Genomic DNA, 15,509 nt, shown 5'->3' with positions numbered 1-15,509 from the left:
TAAGTTGGGAATAAAGTGATCCATCAAGGCCTAACATCCTTCTAGGTGGATCACTTTCAGATTAGAAAAAGTGGATCACTTTTACGTTAGAACGTGGATCACTTTTATGTTGACAAACACATGATCACCTTAAAGAGAAGGGCTGGGAGGACCTTGCCTATACTTATTTGATCGATGAACCTATTAAGGAGATGTATCCGAGCGTAACGACGTTTACCAAATGGGTGCATGAATTCGCACCCGGTTTGCCCAACATGATCACCAAACAGCCGGATCCAATGATGCAGGGTGTGGACATTTGGTGTCCCTTAACTCCCTCCTTAGACCTGCCAGAATTGGAAACCCACCTTGAACAGGGAGGAACGTTGTGGACCTACGTGTGTAGCGGCCCAGGTAGACCCCATGCCAACTTCTTCCTACATCAGCCGGGAATGACGAACCGCATTCCTTTGTGGTTGGCATATAAATATGGTGCCGAGGGCTTTCTCTACTGGGAACACGCCTGGTGGTATGGAAGAGATCCCTGGACTGATCAAAGTTTCCAAGGAATGCCGGACACTTGGGGTGATGGGCTGCTTGTTTATCCTGGACCCGATGGCCCGATTAATTCCATTCGTTTTGAAATTGTCCGGGAGGGAATCCAGGATGTGGAGTACTTCCTGTTCCTTGAGGACCTTGTGAGTAAGCTTCCCCAAGACTCCCCTAAGCGAAAGCAGGCTGAGCAGCTGCTTATAATCGGGGATGACCTTATTAGAAGTCCTAAGGACTGGAATCCCGATGCCAAGGCGTTCCTAAACAGGAAGGCGGAAGTGGCTAGGCAGATTGAACTTTTGCTCCAGGACTAATAACAGTGGCAAGGCTGTCCAAGACAGCCTTGCCGTTTAAGATCAGGGAACAAAGAGCCGTACTTGATTTACGTACTGCAAGACAACAAGGGTGATATCCAATGGGGATAGGTGAAGCCTTCGAACTAGATGGACGCCAGGGTGAGCTGTTTCAACTTAATACACAGTGCAAACGCTCGTTGTATCAACAGATTGCAGACAGGCTCAAAGTCTATATTAACGAATGGGGATTACAACCCGGGGACAAACTGCCTACGGAACATGAGTTAGTAAAGATGTTTGGTGTGAGTCGTCCCTCGGTCCGGGAAGCCCTTCGCTTACTCCAATCCCTAGGTGTGGTAGTGATTAGGCAACGGCACGGAGTTGTGGTGCAAGCGCCTTTGGTCAGTGACCTGATGGAGCAGCTTGCCTATGGGTTGCGTTTTGTCTCTGAGCCCCAAAGCTCCCTTTGGGAGGCACGACTGGTACTAGAGACCGGTGCGGTACCGTTGATTAGTGCTCGGCTAACATCCGAGGGCTTAGAACGACTTGATCAGATCCTACAGGAGATGGATCATGCTATTTTTGCCGCGCCTAGGTTTACACAACTGGACATGCAGTACCACCGAACGTTAATGGAGCTTGCTGGTAATGATATAATTTTGGAGCTGGCCAAGGTGATTGAAGACTTCTTCAGTCATCCCCGAAACCAAATCAACGCGACATCCGGTCAGCGTCGTCTGTTTATCGAAGAACATTGGGGTATCCGGAACGCTTTGGCTGCACATGGTTTTGCCCGGGCCCAACAGATTATTTACCGGCACCTGTGGCGATATCATGTGGCCTGGGGAGAGGAGCCCCAAGTGACTGTGCAAGAACAAGCATAGCACTCGGGGTAATTTTTGGGGGGTGGCATGCATGATTAGCTACTGGATAGCTAGTTCCATGGAGCGGGTGTTTAAAAGATCAAGACCTAGGACAAACCGTTATCTACGACTGGATCTTGGACGCCGGGATAAGGCTTCCTTTCAAGTATGTGTAAGAAACTCCACAGAAGAGAGCCTCGCAGTAAATGTAGTAGTGAACTCTGATGTCTTTGATGTGGGGGTGCGGCGTGTGGGGTACGTACCCTGTGCACACATTAGCACCGGGCATAGGGATGATGATATTGATGCCCTAGGATATGTGCCGGGATTCATTCCCGATCCATTGTTTTTTGAGGTGGAGACCACCTTAGCCCGTAATGAAACCGAATCCTTCTGGATTTCCTTAAAGAGCCCCGAAGACTGTCCCTTGGGTCTTCATCGGATTAGTGTCATCTTGCAGGTGAGCAATGACGCAAGTTACACCGTTGAAGCCGATGTGTTTGTACACCCGGTAACTTTAGAGAAACGCAGGGATTTTCCGGTTACCCATTGGTGTTGCACCGATGCCCTATGCGATTGGTATGGGGTAGAACCCTTTGATGATAGCTTTTGGAGGATCGTAAGACCATACATTACAGACCTGGTGGAGCATGGTACAAATGTATGTCACACACCATTGTTTACGCCCCCTACCGATGGGGTGAAACGTCCCACGCAATTACTCCGTGTGCGCAGAAGCACCGATGGTAGCTATGAATTTGATTGGCGCGATGTGAAGCGGTGGGTGGATCTAGCGAAGAATTGTGGGATGGAGTACCTCGAATGGACGCATCTTTTCTCCCAATGGGGAGCTAACTACGGGATCCGGATCTATGAGAACTATGATGGTCAATATGAAGAACGGCTCCTTTGGCCAGAGGATACCCAAGCAGATTCCCAGGTATATACCGAGTTTCTTGCAGAGTTTTTACCTCGGTTCAAAGGTTTTCTAGATGCAGAGGGGCTAATGAACAGATCCTACTTTCATCTTTCCGACGAACCCCAGCTAGAGCATTTGTCCAATTACAAAAGGGCACGGGAAATCCTAAGGGTTCTTGCTCCGTGGATGAAAGTGATGGATGCTCTAAGTCAGCCAGACTTTACGGAACTAGGACTGACCGATATTCCAGTGGCCAGTATTAGTACATCAAAGGACTTTTACGAGAAAGGCATTCCCCGCTGGGACTACTTTTGTTGTCAGCCTCGGGGACGGTTTCTGAACAGATTTGTGGATACACCCCTAGCGAAAATACGGGGTGCTGGTTGGTTGTTCTATCGCTTTGAGTCCTTGGGATTTTTGCACTGGGGCTACAACTATTGGTATAAGCATGGTACCACCGAGTTGATTGATCCTTACAGGGTATTCGATGGTGAATTATGGCCAATCTTGCCCAACGGTGATCCCTTTGTTGTTTATCCTGGTGCCAATGGTCCAGTTGGTTCCCTTCGTTGGGAAGTCTTCGCGGAGTCACTAAATGACTATACCCTGCTGCAGACACTCAGATTACGCAGTGATGACTCTAGTCTTTCTTTCTTTAAGGCCTATGATGATTACCCGCAGGATAGAAGTTGGTATGAACTGACCCGTGCGGCCCTGTTGTTTGGTAAAGGTGAGTAATGCATCCAAATACCACTAAAGTTGAGCGGGCTTTTGGGCGTTTGGAACGATCGAGTTCTACTCTAGTTGGGCAAGTTCCTAGAAGAACCCTGTTGGGTATCGGAAATCTACGAGATGGTAGCCCAAACTGCTCGGGAAGGAAGGTTGTTCGTTATTGAATGCTGTCCGCGTTTTTAGGGGTACTCCAGGAAGGAAACAGGGTGGGTCGACACGAATAATATTCACGAGTATGAAACGGGGTTACACATGGACGAACGCCGTTCACCATGTATGTAAGACGAGATCTTGTAGGGCGTGACCGATTATCCCCAGGGGTGGTATATACCAGGGCCTTTTGGTAATTAAGGTTACATAGAAAGAAGGGCTGCCAATGAAGCTTGCGGTAATGTTGATGTCCTTTGAACAAGAGTTGAAAAGCAACGAGATGACTGTCTTTGACGTGATCGATTGCTGCGTTGAACTAGGTCTTCATGGGATTGAATTCAGTAATAGAGAAATCGCCCAGATCCCGGAGCAGCAGTTGCGAAGCCATCTAGAACAGGCGGGGCTTGAACTTGCGATGTATATAATCATCACTGATTTCGTCTCCCTCAACCAAGATGTATTAGCCCAGACAGTATCTGAAGTTAACCGGGAAATCGACAAAGGACATCGTCTTGGTGCACGTCAGGTCTTGCTTGTGCCCGGCAACCCGAAACCAGGGATCTTAGATGAAGAAGGACGAGAGGCCATCGCCCGAGGGTTACAGGATTGTGCCAGTTATGGAAAGATGCGGGGGATCAAGGTCACAAATGAGAACTTCGGGGCCCATGCAACTTTCCGGGGGCGTATCGAGCAAATGGAGGAGTTCCTCCGCAAGGCTCCTGACTCGTGGTTCACCTATGATGACGGTAACTTCCTTCTGGCAGGACAAGATCCCCTAAATGCCCTCGAGTGCCTATCTTCCAGGATGGTGCATGTGCACTTAAAGGACTGGATTATTGTAGATGATCCCCTTGTCGGTGTGTTCCCCATGGCGCACCGACCTGGTTACTTCTATAAGGAAGCAATTGTGGGTGAGGGAGTCGTGCCCACTACAGAAATTGTGGCAGCACTTAAGAAAATGGAATTCCCAGGCTTTCTTTCCATTGAGCATGGAGGAACGATTCCGGGAAAGGAAGGCCTTGCCCGGGCTGTGGCGTACCTCAGACCCCTTATGGGAAGCTAGGTGAGGCCAGAGTACCGATAGGAATAGGTCTTGCGAATGGAGGTGTCATGCTTAGTCGAGAGAGATTTGGATAGGGGAATTGGATCTGTTACCCTGTGTTAGCCTGGAGAGTGATGGAGGCTATAAGCAACAGATCATTAACCTACAGGGATCGTTGCAAAGGATTCTGTAGGAGCATCACAGCACTTTGAAGATTGGACCTTATATAGGTCAGTTTTATGGAGGGGTAGAAAAATGATCAGCTGTTGGACAGCTAGCTCCATGGAGCGAGTATTCAAAAGAACAAGACCAAGGGCCAACCGGTATATGCGATTGGACCTCGGGCGTAAAGATAAAGCTTCCTTTCAAGCTTGCATCAGGAATGCTACAGACGAGAACCTTACTGTGGATGTAGTAGTGAACTCCGATGTGCTTGATGTCCAGGTGCGCCGGGTAGGACACGTACCCTTTGCCCGGTTTAACACTGAAAATCGGGAAGATGAGCTAGACGGTCTAGAATACATCCCGGGATTTGTCCCTGACCCGTTATTCACGGAGGTGGAGACCACTCTAGCCCGCAATGAAACCGAGTCCTTTTGGGTTTCCGTAACAAGTCCTGAGGATTGTCCCCTTGGTGTGCACCGGATTAGTGTTATCTTCAAGCTAAGTAATGGTGAGACCTATGCTGTGGAAACCGATGTATTTGTCCATCCAGTGGTGGTGGAGAAACGCAAAGATTTTCCGGTCACCCATTGGTTCTACACCGATGCCCTGTGTGACTGGTACGGGGTAAATCCCTTTGACAGTGGGTTTTGGAAGATCGTAAAACCATATATTCTGGATCTTGTGGAGCATGGTACCAATGTACTTCATACACCCTTGTTTACTCCCCCTACCGATGGGGTCAAACGTCCTACCCAGTTGCTACGGATTCGAAAGAATGATAATAGCTACGAATTCGACTGGAGCGATGTAAAACAGTGGGTGGAGTTGGCTGAGGCATGTGGTATGGAATATTTTGAGTGGACCCATCTTTTCTCCCAGTGGGGCGTTGAGTGCGCGATTCGGATCTATGAAAACTACGATGGCGTATATGAGGATCGATTACTGTGGCCGCCGGATACTGCAGCAGACTCCGAGGTATATACAGGGTTTCTCTCGCAGTTCTTGCCTAGTTTTGAGCGCTTCCTTAATGAAGAAGGAATTATGGATCGCTCCTTCTTTCATCTGTCCGATGAACCGCACCAACAGCACTTACCCAATTACAAAAAGGCGCGACATATCTTAGCTGAGCTTGCTCCCTGGATGAAAGTGATGGATGCATTAAGTCAGCTTTCCTTTGCCGAATCAGGATTAACGGATATTCCCGTAGCTAGTATCAGCACATCGAAGAAATTCTACGAGAAGGGTATTGCCCGCTGGGACTATTTCTGTTGTGGACCCCGGGGACCATTTCTGAACCGACTGCTAGATACACCCCTAGCCCAAATCCGCGGGGCTGGCTGGCTGTTTTACCGATTCGAGTCCCTAGGATTCCTCCATTGGGGCTATAACTACTGGTACAAGCGGTCCACAACCCAGTTAATTGATCCCTATCACGTATTGGATGGGGAAGCCTGGCCACTTTGGGCCTATGGGGATACCTTTGTGGTTTATCCTGGTGCTAATGGTCCGGTTAGTTCCCTTCGTTGGGAGGTCTTTGCAGAGTCCTTGAACGATTATGCACTTTTGCAGACTCTGAAGATGAACGTCGATGATGCGAACCTGTCTTTCTTTAAGGCCTATAACAACTACCCGAAGGATGGGGACTGGTACCAATTGACCCGGGCGGCTTTGCTAGCAAACGGGGGTAAGTAGTTCAAAGACGTATACTATTCCTTTGAGTTTACCGGGTTCTTGGTATCAGAACCCGGTAAGTCCCCATCAAAAGATACTTTTCATAATGGTTTGATAATCCCCAAATGGGCGATTACCGTTTATACACAAGACCCTTTCTTTTACAGCTAAAGAAGAGAAAAGGGGCCCTAAGCCCTCGGTAGAAAACGGATACAGGGCCGTTTAGTCTGGAAAGTGCAGTAGAAGAAATGACAAGAGGAATGAGTATGTTCCTCGAATACCGAGCTACAGTAATAGGGTGCGCTCCTTTAAACGGTGGGGAAGCACCTAGTTCTTCAAGGTTAGAAGTTGGGTCCAATGAATCAGGTGCTGCTTAAGGCGGCTAGTTTTAGTTCATGGCGAGGAGAGAGTCAATGTGTTTATAACAATTAAAAGTCATTGGGATCGGGTGGTACCTCGGCCAGCAAAGGTAGTCCAAAGCGAAGGACACGTCGAACTAGGAGAAGGCTGGGGCTTAATTGGCGGAGATGCACAAATTCGACAGGAGTGGATCGATACCTTTCGCTTGTCCCCAACGGTCCAAGATAAGAATGTAACCCTAAGCTTAGGGGTAATGAATCCAGAGGCCTATGAAGTTTCCATTGAGCAAGAGAACCTAAAAGTGGTTGCAGGTAGCCAGGTGGGATTAGGACATGCGTTAAAGACCCTGTTCCAGTTTTCCCCTGATGGTCGGTTCCCGCAGGCAAAGATAGAGGATGCTCCTTCCTTAAAGATGAGGGGGTTTCACATAAACTTTGATAGTTTTCGGCAGATGGATATGGATGAGGCTAGATATGTGTTGAACAATGCCGCAAAGTTAAGACTGAATACCATACTCTTTGAGTATTCCAACCGTTTTCCATACCAGAAGCATGCTCGGATCAAGGCTCCTACGGCTCTTTCTACCGATAATGTAACCGAGCTACTGGGAATAGCTAAAGCTAATGGCCTAGATGTCATTCCCCTGCAACAGTCCATCGGGCATCTGGATTATCTTCTACAACATGATCACTATGCTTGCATCCGGGAAGAAGAGGTTCATAAAGATCAGGTGTGCCCCCTGCATCCTGATTCCTTCAGGATCTTTGCAGAGCTCGCCGAGGAGGTCTTATCCCTTCATCCTGGCATCAAGCACTTCCATATCGGGGGCGATGAGGCCCGGCGTATGGGCACTTGCCCAAGGTGTAAGGAAGAGGTAGAAAGAAGGGGTGTAAGTAGGCTGTATGTGGACTACATAAACAGGGTGAGTCAATGGCTTAAAGACAGAGATGTTACACCAATAATCTGGGATGATATGCTCTGTTCTCATCCTGAGGCCCTAGATGATCTGGATCGGAATATTATTATTATGTACTGGGAGTACTGGACCACCAGTAAGAGTAGTCCATACTTCATTGCCAGATATGATAGAAGCGGAAAACCGGTTACTATTTACGATAAAGGTTGGGACTCTACTTGGAATGATGAGCTCTCCGATCTTGAAAGGACCATGATGAAGAATTTTGGTACAGCCGTACCCCTAGAGGAAAGCTTAGGGGAGGACTTCCTTTCAGTATATGGTCCCTATCTCGGGGAGGAGTTTCCCAAACGAATTAAGGGGTATCCCTACCTTGAGTTTTACCAGGATAAGGGATTCAAGGTCATTGGAGCGCCCACTACTCTAGGCAATGGAGATTGCTACCATACGTTACCCAATTACTGGAGATTCATACCGAATATCAAGACGGTGTGTGAGCGATGCCTAGTGGCGGGTGCAGAGGGAGTCATCACCACAGCCTGGTACAATTATGTACCCGTCATGTTCCATCTGGGTATGGCGGCTACTGCTCAATTTGCTTGGGGACTTCCTGAATGGAAGTAGGTCGGACTTTAAGATGGCAAGCAGTACTTGAGGAAGTGGTAGCTCTGGGCCACGCACAGTCAGTGACTTTGGGGCCCGCGCCGACTTCCGGGGTCGTGTTGAGCAGATAGAGGAGTTCTCCGCAAGGCTCCCGACTCTTGGTTCACTTATGATGAGGGCAATTTTTCTCTGGCAGGACAAGAACCCTTAGAGGCCTTGGAGCGTTTATCTTCTAGGATGGTACATGTACATTTGAAAGACTGGAATATTGTAGATGATCCCATCGTTGGTGTGTTTCCCGTGCCGTACCGATCTGGTTACTTTTACAAGGAGGTAATTGTGGGTGAAGGAATAGTGCCCACTAAAGAGATTGTTGCAGCACTTAAGAAGATGGACTTTCCAGGCTTCCTTTCCATTGAGCACGGAGGAACGATTCCAGGAAAGGAAGGTCTTACCCGGGCTTTGGCGCACATCAGACCTTTTATGGGAACCTAGGTGAGCGCTAGAGCACCGATAGGAATAGGTTTCGATACCGGTATATGCGGTCGTTATCGGGCAATTCGTGCGGATCGATCTATTGGATTTGTTGTGAATCCTTGGTCTAAAGGGTCTATCCGTGTCATGATTTAGTATTACTGTGCATCAGCACTATGTTTTAGCCGGTTGTTCCCATCCCAATTGCGGAAGTGCTGATCAAACAACTCGACGAAGAGGATCCCCGGAACCGTTGGTATGCAAGGCCTTATTCAGGATGGCTTTATTGGATCGCTGCAAAAATGGTGGTCGCGATGGTTTGACAATCCCTACATGACCAATTACAATTGATACATACGATGTCACGATTGATCAGATATAAGATTAGCGATATGGGTGGTACATATGTGCCTTGTATTAATCGTCTAGTCCCTGCGTTGCAGCTGGGGAAAGAAAGAGCCCAAAGCAAGTAGTCGCTTCTCAGACAGAAGACAGTGGGAGAGCAGGGATCGCTCTTTGTGGTTAGGAGCGCATCTGCAGATGCTATGGATTGATTTGACAATTTGGTGTATTGTTATATAATTGAGCTGGCTATTGGATTGATCAGATCTATGAAAGAGGCGGGGTTGCAATTGAAAAGTGACATACTTGCCATTGAAAGGCGTCCCCTGTATGAACAGGTGGCGGAGAATCTACGTAAATACATTATTCAACAGAATCTTCAACCTGGGGACAAGTTGCCGTCAGAAGATGAACTTGCCGAGATGTTTGGTGTAGGCAGGTCATCTGTGCGGGAAGCGGTGAAGAGTCTTTCTGTGCTCGGTGTTGTGGAGATCCGTAGACGGGAAGGAACAGTCGTAAAGAACGTAGATCCCATCCAGTTTATTGATAATATGGCCTATGGCTTGTATTTCAGCCCCGATGGACTGCGGGAATTGCATCAACTGCGTTTGATCTTGGAACTAGGACTAGTACAGTACATCGGTGGGAATGAAAAGCTCCGGGCAAGGACGGTAGCGAGTTTAGAAAAGAGACTCCAAGAAATGGAGGCTGCCATCAGTAGTACAGAACAGGATTTTGTGGCTGAAGATGTTCGGTTTCACGAAACTTTATTCCGCTGTGTAGATAGTGAAGTAACCCAGAGATTTGTCTCAGTGGTGGGGGACTTCTTCGTGCAGAGCGAGAGGGTATACGGCCTAAAGTATTATGCGGATAAGCAAAGGCGGATCCTAGATGAACACCGTGAGATCACTAGTGCTTTAGCACAAGGGGACCTTGCGGGAGCAACGAAGGCGTTAACAAAGCACTTCGCTTGGTTTAATGAGGAACTAAAGGAAGATACATTAGGGGCCTAAAGTGGGTCTCGATGGAGCAATAGCAATTCGGGCAACGCGTAAATGATGAATACGGTGGATGACGAACATGAAACGGCTGTCCTCTTGCCGGACGCAGACTAGGAAAGATTCAAGAATTAGTCTACATGGTTAGCTTACGGTTGTGGACAGATCAGGACGGCATATGACATCTAGAACGGAACTATCATGAAGATCCGGCCAAACATAACAGCTGCATGGTTGGATCTTTAGTGTTTTCTGACCAGATAATCTAACATACCGCCTCCCTATGGAAATCCACTAGCTGCTCTGGTACAAGCTTGAAACCTACAGCCAGGTTGGGTTAAGGAGTCTGTATTGACCGGTTCCCCATGATTACGGACCAACACCATTGAACCATGATACCGTGCTTGCCTACTTATAGGAGACTGGCGTAGTGGATACCGAAGTATGCTATTTCGGTAACTATGAAGATGAAGCTATGGTGACGAGTGATCAGTTTGACGCGAGCGTGTTTGATGCAGACGAACTAGAGATCCTGCACGATGTGGTTACAGCCTTTGTGAGGAATCCGCAAAAACGCTAAGTATGATATCCCACGATGAAGAGGCGTACAAAGAAACTACTCTACGGCAGCTAATTCCGTATTCCTATACTGAACGGTTAAAATCCATACAATAGATTACTGGCAGGGCCAGCCCCATTCGCCAGAACGTAGGTTGGACTTGACTATCCTCAGCAAAAACAAGTAGTTAGACCAGAGCTACACACGAGGAGGCTGACCCTATAGATATTCTACCCTCTATGTCGGATTAGATATATACAAAGGCACAATTTCAAGCGTTGTTGCTTAGAATGTGGCGGAAGAGCTTTTGACTGTTGAGAAAGACCGTTTGGCCGTTCGTACGGATTCCGCTCAGATGCTATCGGGCCATGTTCCTTCTGCCATAGAACAGTCGCACAGCTACCCGCACAGCGCAAATGACCTGATAGGCGCCTTTCATTTTCTTCTCTCGGAAGGTGGTTCATCACCGCATATCCCACAGCCCAACATAATGTGCGCTAACAGTATTCCTCCACCCTGATAAAAGAAGCGATGTCGATATTGCCGGACTGAATATTGCCAAATATCCAAAAAGGGTTTATGATTATTTTTCGGTCTTGATTACAGTTACACAGCCGATAAAGCACTGCGTACTGGTGGGAACCGGGTTAAGAAGAAGCTCTTGACAATCGTAGTATCAAACATTATAATGAGAAATACAATAATCCATTCATCAGATCTACGATGATATGGATTGGACTACGTTACATATCATCAGACTGTGGATGGTTGTTAACTTACTATGGCATCAAATTACGCTCTAGGTTATACGAGTAAGAACGACCGGAGTTGATGGAAGGGGGTTAGGGTTTCTAGACTGAGTATGGGGACCAAAGGCGGAGGATGGTTAGTGGCTTTCGGTTCTGTACTCAAAAGTGAATTACACGTGGGGAGTCACGGTCAGTAACAAGATGAAGAGGAGGTAACATTAGGTATGCAATCTATTTGGAAGTATGGTGCGGTTCTGCTTGCTGTATTGGCCATTGGTGGGTGTTTCCATCTTGATGAAGGAATTGACGGACCTGAGTTCGAACTAATTACGGCTCCCTTCGGCCAACCTACCCGCCATTGGTGGGAGGATGTTCTATGGAAAAGCGGTGTTGAGCTAGACAACAAATCCATTGAGATTAAGTACACAGGTGACCGTGTGCTGATCAATTACTTCAAGTTTGTGCCTGTTGATGGTACAGAACCGGTGATTTGGACTGACTTTGTGAGTCTTCATCCGGCAGAAGCATTGATCGAAGCCGATGGCTCCCAGGTCTATGTAGGTATTACCGACAAATGGGGCATACGAATTGATGCGAATATGGGTGCTACAGGTGAACAGAGTCTCACTGCCCATGCGAATATGCAGCCATTACCCAACCTTACCTTCAATCCCGGATTAACAGGTAAGTACAACATCTACGTCAATGTCCGGGCAGTAGACGCGGTAAGCTGTTTTGGATTAAGAATGATCGATTCCGAGTAACATTTGGTAGTGAAATCAAATGCACGACCTAAAGGGAGGAATAATGACTATGAAAAAGGCTGTATTAATGATCGTTGCGTTATTGGTGCTTAGTGTACACATAACTGCGTTTGCTGCAGAAGCAGATTTTGATGTGATGACGGCTCCAGAGGGTACAGCTACATACCATTGGTGGGAGGAGATGTTGTGGAAGTCAGGAGTAAAACTTGATGGCAAAGGCATTGAACTTAAGTATCTAGGAGATCGCCTGTTAATCAACTACTTCAAGTTCGTTCCTGATGATGGTACTGAACCAATAATCTGGACAAAGTTTACGAGTCTTCTCCCGGCAGAAGCATTGATTGAAGCAGACGGCTCCCAGGCCTATGTGGGTATTACCGACAAATGGGGGATACGAACAGATGCCAATATGGGTGCTACAGGTGGCCAAAGCCTGGCCGCCCACACAAACATGGAGCAGTTGCCCAATGTTAGTTTCTATCCCGGGCTGACGGGTACCTATAGTATCTATATTAGTATCAGAGCAGTAGACGCTGTAAGTCGTGTTGGGCTGCGGCTAGTTGATTAGGTGTAAGGCGTCGTATTTGAAATGGGATATTCTGGCCAAAGGGGGACCGAAACGGTGAAGAAAACGGGATTGATCCTAGTTGCTATGATGTTACTGAGCATGTATGTTACAGCATTTGCCGCAGAAGCGGAGTTTGACGTGATTACAGCTTCAGAGGGTAGAACCGACTATCACTGGTGGGAAGAAGTCCTATGGAAGTCAGGGGTAGAACTAGATGGTAAGGGTATCGAGATCAAGTATCTAGGAGATCGTGTGTTAATCAACTACTTTCGGTTCGCCCCTATCGATGGAGGCCAGGCATTAACCTGGACGAAGTTTACAAGTCTAATGCCTAAAGGTGCATGGGTTGAGGTTGACGGCTACGCTGCATATGCAGATATAGCTGACCAATGGGGTATCCGGATAGATGCGAATATGGGTGATGTAGGTGGTCAAAGCCTTAATGCCAATGCCGATATGGAACAGGTTCCCAATGTTACCTTGAATCCGGGACTAAGCGGTGCGTATGACATTTATGTTTGTGTTCGTGCCACACATGATCCAAACCGGTTTGGGTTACGAGTAGTGGATTTGAATGAGTGACTGGTCCTAGTTGATGTATCTGCGATAGGCAAAAGCCCATTAGCCTTACCCCCACAGATGCATCGGTTGACCTATTGTAGACTGTACCCACTGGGCTACGCGGTAGAACGTGGCGCTGGGGACGAAAGTAATGTCTTCAGTCGGAAAAACAACAGTCTGAATCGAATAGTTGTGGGTCATGACCACTCCGAATGTCCATGTTGTTACTAGGTCTTTGCCCGCAGAAGGGAAGAAGGATGCATGGCAAGAACGCAGGTTGCTTTATTTATCATGTTAATGCTATTGGTGCAAGCAAGTGTATTGACTGCAGAAGAAGGAGGCTTGGATGTGATTACAGCTTCACTGGCTACTCCCGAGCACCATTGGTGGGAAGAGCAATTGTGGATAAAAAATGTTGATCTAACGGGAAAAGGTATTGAAATCGACAGTGTGGGTGAGACAGTTTTCATCGACTATTTTCGATTTGTCAACTCTAAGACAGGTGCCGAAGGCTTGTGGACCGAGTTTGATAAGCTACAACCAGCTGCCTCCCTTGTAGGCGTCTCGAATCAACAGGACTTTCAGATGTACCAACGAAGTGGTGGCAAATGGGCTGTACGAAGTGATCATATGGGTGGCATAGGCAACAAGAGCCTTTATGCTGGTGCCCACACCCCGGTACCTGCCCTGCGGTTTTTCCCTGACCTAAAGGGTGAGTATGATATTTACGTGGGCCTAAGGGCGACACACTTCCCGGTACAGGTGGAATTGCAGTTGTACGACGCTAAGAAGGATGAGGTATCGGTACCGGTCACAGAAGCTCAGACACGTGGTGAAGGTAAAGAACATGATACGGTGATTATCGCCCAAAGACCGAATGTATATTACGCATGGCCAACAGTAGCCAAGTTATCCGATGGGGAGCTTTTGGTGGTTACCTACGAGGGTAAGGGTCACACCCATTGTCATGGAAAGGTCGTTCTGTATAGATCAAAGGATAATGGCAGAACTTGGGATGATGGTACCGTGGTGGTAGATACGGTGCTAGATGATCGCGACCCAGGGATTATGGTTACACAAGATGATACCATCATCGTTAGTTCCCGTGTTGCGTGGTGGGAAGGCATAGACAGCAGTACCATCGACCCTGTGAGGGCCTCAGAGCTTGTGAAGCAGTATGGTGGTGGTTATATAATCAAATCCAAAGATCGAGGAGAGACTTGGTCGGATCTGATTCCCTATCCTTTCCAGCCCCATGGACCGATTGAATTGGGCGACGGCAGTTTGTTTGCCGTGGGCAACATTTCAGGAAATACGGCAACAGCCTATACTTCGACGGATCAAGGAGATACATGGAGTACAACGGGTATTATCTTTAACTTGCCCAAATATGTTGTGGAAAACAAGAAGATTTATGGTCTCGGATATTGGGAACCCCATTTCATGCAGATGCCCAGTGGTCGCATTGTCGTATATATTAGGGCTCATACAACTGGTGATGATGAATACGGAAATCCCTATGGTTTGATCCCCTATATGTGGATCACTTACTCCGATGATTACGGTAAGACTTGGAGTAAGCCTTATCAAGCCGATTTCAAGGGATACCCGCCCCATTGTACGCTCCTTGCTGATGGAAGACTGCTACTGAGCTACGGGTATCGTTGGCAACCCTATGGGCAACGGGCGCGCATCAGTGACGATGGATTGGACTTCAACAAGTATGATGAGATCATTATCAGGGATGATGCGCCAGACGGTGATCTAGGTTACCCCGCGTCGATACAGCTAGATGACGGGACAATCATGACCGTCTATTACCAAAAGGAGTTCGTGCATCGGAAACCTGTTTTGATGGCAACCTTTTGGTCCTTGGATTAGTCATTACTAGCTAAGAGAGGAGTCGCACCAATGAAAAGACATGAGATATTGCTGTTTTTGGTTGCTTGTTCAGTAATAATCCTTGGTGGGAGCATTCCCGTGTTAGGAGCACCAATCGAGATTGAAGTGTGGGGTCACGAGACCCATATGAATTATGTCGAACCGATGGTTGAGGCTTTCAATGCCCAGCAAGATGACATTGTGGTCAAGCTGATAAAAAGAGAGGCAAGCTCCGACCGTCTTATGAGTATTCCGATCGAATAAGGCCACCTTCACGGAGAAAGAGGGCCACCCTCACGGTCAGATAAGGCCACTGTCACGGACTAGAAGGCCACCCTCTTTGTCACCGTTTTGCTCAAATTATC

General features: G+C 47.6%; 14 protein-coding genes. All 14 read left to right on the top strand.

Annotated features, from left to right (window positions below):
- Window positions 1–167 precede the first annotated feature (167 nt).
- Window positions 168–845, top strand: coding sequence for a DUF4091 domain-containing protein (locus M0Q40_11040; protein ID MCK9223131.1), 678 nt, complete (start codon window positions 168–170; stop codon window positions 843–845).
- Between the two features lie 101 nt (window positions 846–946).
- Window positions 947–1,711: a FadR family transcriptional regulator gene (locus M0Q40_11035; protein MCK9223130.1), complete on the top strand. Its 765-nt coding sequence runs from the start codon at window positions 947–949 to the stop codon at window positions 1,709–1,711.
- A 31-nt stretch (window positions 1,712–1,742) separates the two neighbouring features.
- Window positions 1,743–3,347, top strand: a complete 1,605-nt coding sequence (locus M0Q40_11030) for a DUF4091 domain-containing protein (protein MCK9223129.1) — start codon at window positions 1,743–1,745, stop codon at window positions 3,345–3,347.
- A 370-nt stretch (window positions 3,348–3,717) separates the two neighbouring features.
- Complete coding sequence (locus M0Q40_11025; GenBank protein ID MCK9223128.1) at window positions 3,718–4,554, top strand: sugar phosphate isomerase/epimerase; 837 nt, start codon at window positions 3,718–3,720, stop codon at window positions 4,552–4,554.
- A gap of 234 nt (window positions 4,555–4,788) precedes the next feature.
- Entirely contained in the window at window positions 4,789–6,390 is a 1,602-nt protein-coding gene (locus M0Q40_11020; GenBank protein MCK9223127.1) for a DUF4091 domain-containing protein, read from the top strand.
- Window positions 6,391–6,784: 394 nt separating this feature from the next.
- Entirely contained in the window at window positions 6,785–8,269 is a 1,485-nt protein-coding gene (locus M0Q40_11015; GenBank protein MCK9223126.1) for a family 20 glycosylhydrolase, read from the top strand.
- 195 nt (window positions 8,270–8,464) lie between these two features.
- On the top strand, window positions 8,465–8,743 hold the full coding sequence (locus M0Q40_11010; protein ID MCK9223125.1) for a TIM barrel protein: 279 nt from the start codon (window positions 8,465–8,467) through the stop codon (window positions 8,741–8,743).
- A 611-nt stretch (window positions 8,744–9,354) separates the two neighbouring features.
- A complete protein-coding gene (locus tag M0Q40_11005; protein ID MCK9223124.1) occupies window positions 9,355–10,077 on the top strand; it encodes a FadR family transcriptional regulator in 723 nt (240 codons plus the stop codon).
- A 415-nt stretch (window positions 10,078–10,492) separates the two neighbouring features.
- The gene (locus M0Q40_11000; protein MCK9223123.1) at window positions 10,493–10,642 is read left to right on the top strand and encodes a hypothetical protein; all 150 of its coding nucleotides are present in this window, start codon (window positions 10,493–10,495) and stop codon (window positions 10,640–10,642) included.
- Between the two features lie 952 nt (window positions 10,643–11,594).
- Window positions 11,595–12,134 (top strand): hypothetical protein, encoded by a 540-nt coding sequence (locus tag M0Q40_10995; GenBank protein ID MCK9223122.1) that lies wholly within the window; start codon window positions 11,595–11,597, stop codon window positions 12,132–12,134.
- 49 nt (window positions 12,135–12,183) lie between these two features.
- Complete coding sequence (locus tag M0Q40_10990) at window positions 12,184–12,702, top strand: hypothetical protein (protein MCK9223121.1); 519 nt, start codon at window positions 12,184–12,186, stop codon at window positions 12,700–12,702.
- Window positions 12,703–12,756: 54 nt separating this feature from the next.
- The gene (locus M0Q40_10985) at window positions 12,757–13,284 is read left to right on the top strand and encodes a hypothetical protein (GenBank protein MCK9223120.1); all 528 of its coding nucleotides are present in this window, start codon (window positions 12,757–12,759) and stop codon (window positions 13,282–13,284) included.
- 240 nt (window positions 13,285–13,524) lie between these two features.
- Window positions 13,525–15,144: a glycoside hydrolase gene (locus M0Q40_10980; protein MCK9223119.1), complete on the top strand. Its 1,620-nt coding sequence runs from the start codon at window positions 13,525–13,527 to the stop codon at window positions 15,142–15,144.
- A gap of 30 nt (window positions 15,145–15,174) precedes the next feature.
- Entirely contained in the window at window positions 15,175–15,408 is a 234-nt protein-coding gene (locus M0Q40_10975) for a hypothetical protein (GenBank protein MCK9223118.1), read from the top strand.
- The last annotated feature ends 101 nt before the right edge of the window (window positions 15,409–15,509 follow it).

It is taken from the genome of Limnochordia bacterium (assembly GCA_023230925.1).
In the GTDB taxonomy this organism is placed as follows: domain Bacteria; phylum Bacillota; class Limnochordia; order DUMW01; family DUMW01; genus JALNWK01.
The sequence above is the reverse complement of the archived record's forward strand: the minus strand, read 5'-3'. Positions and strand labels throughout refer to the sequence as shown.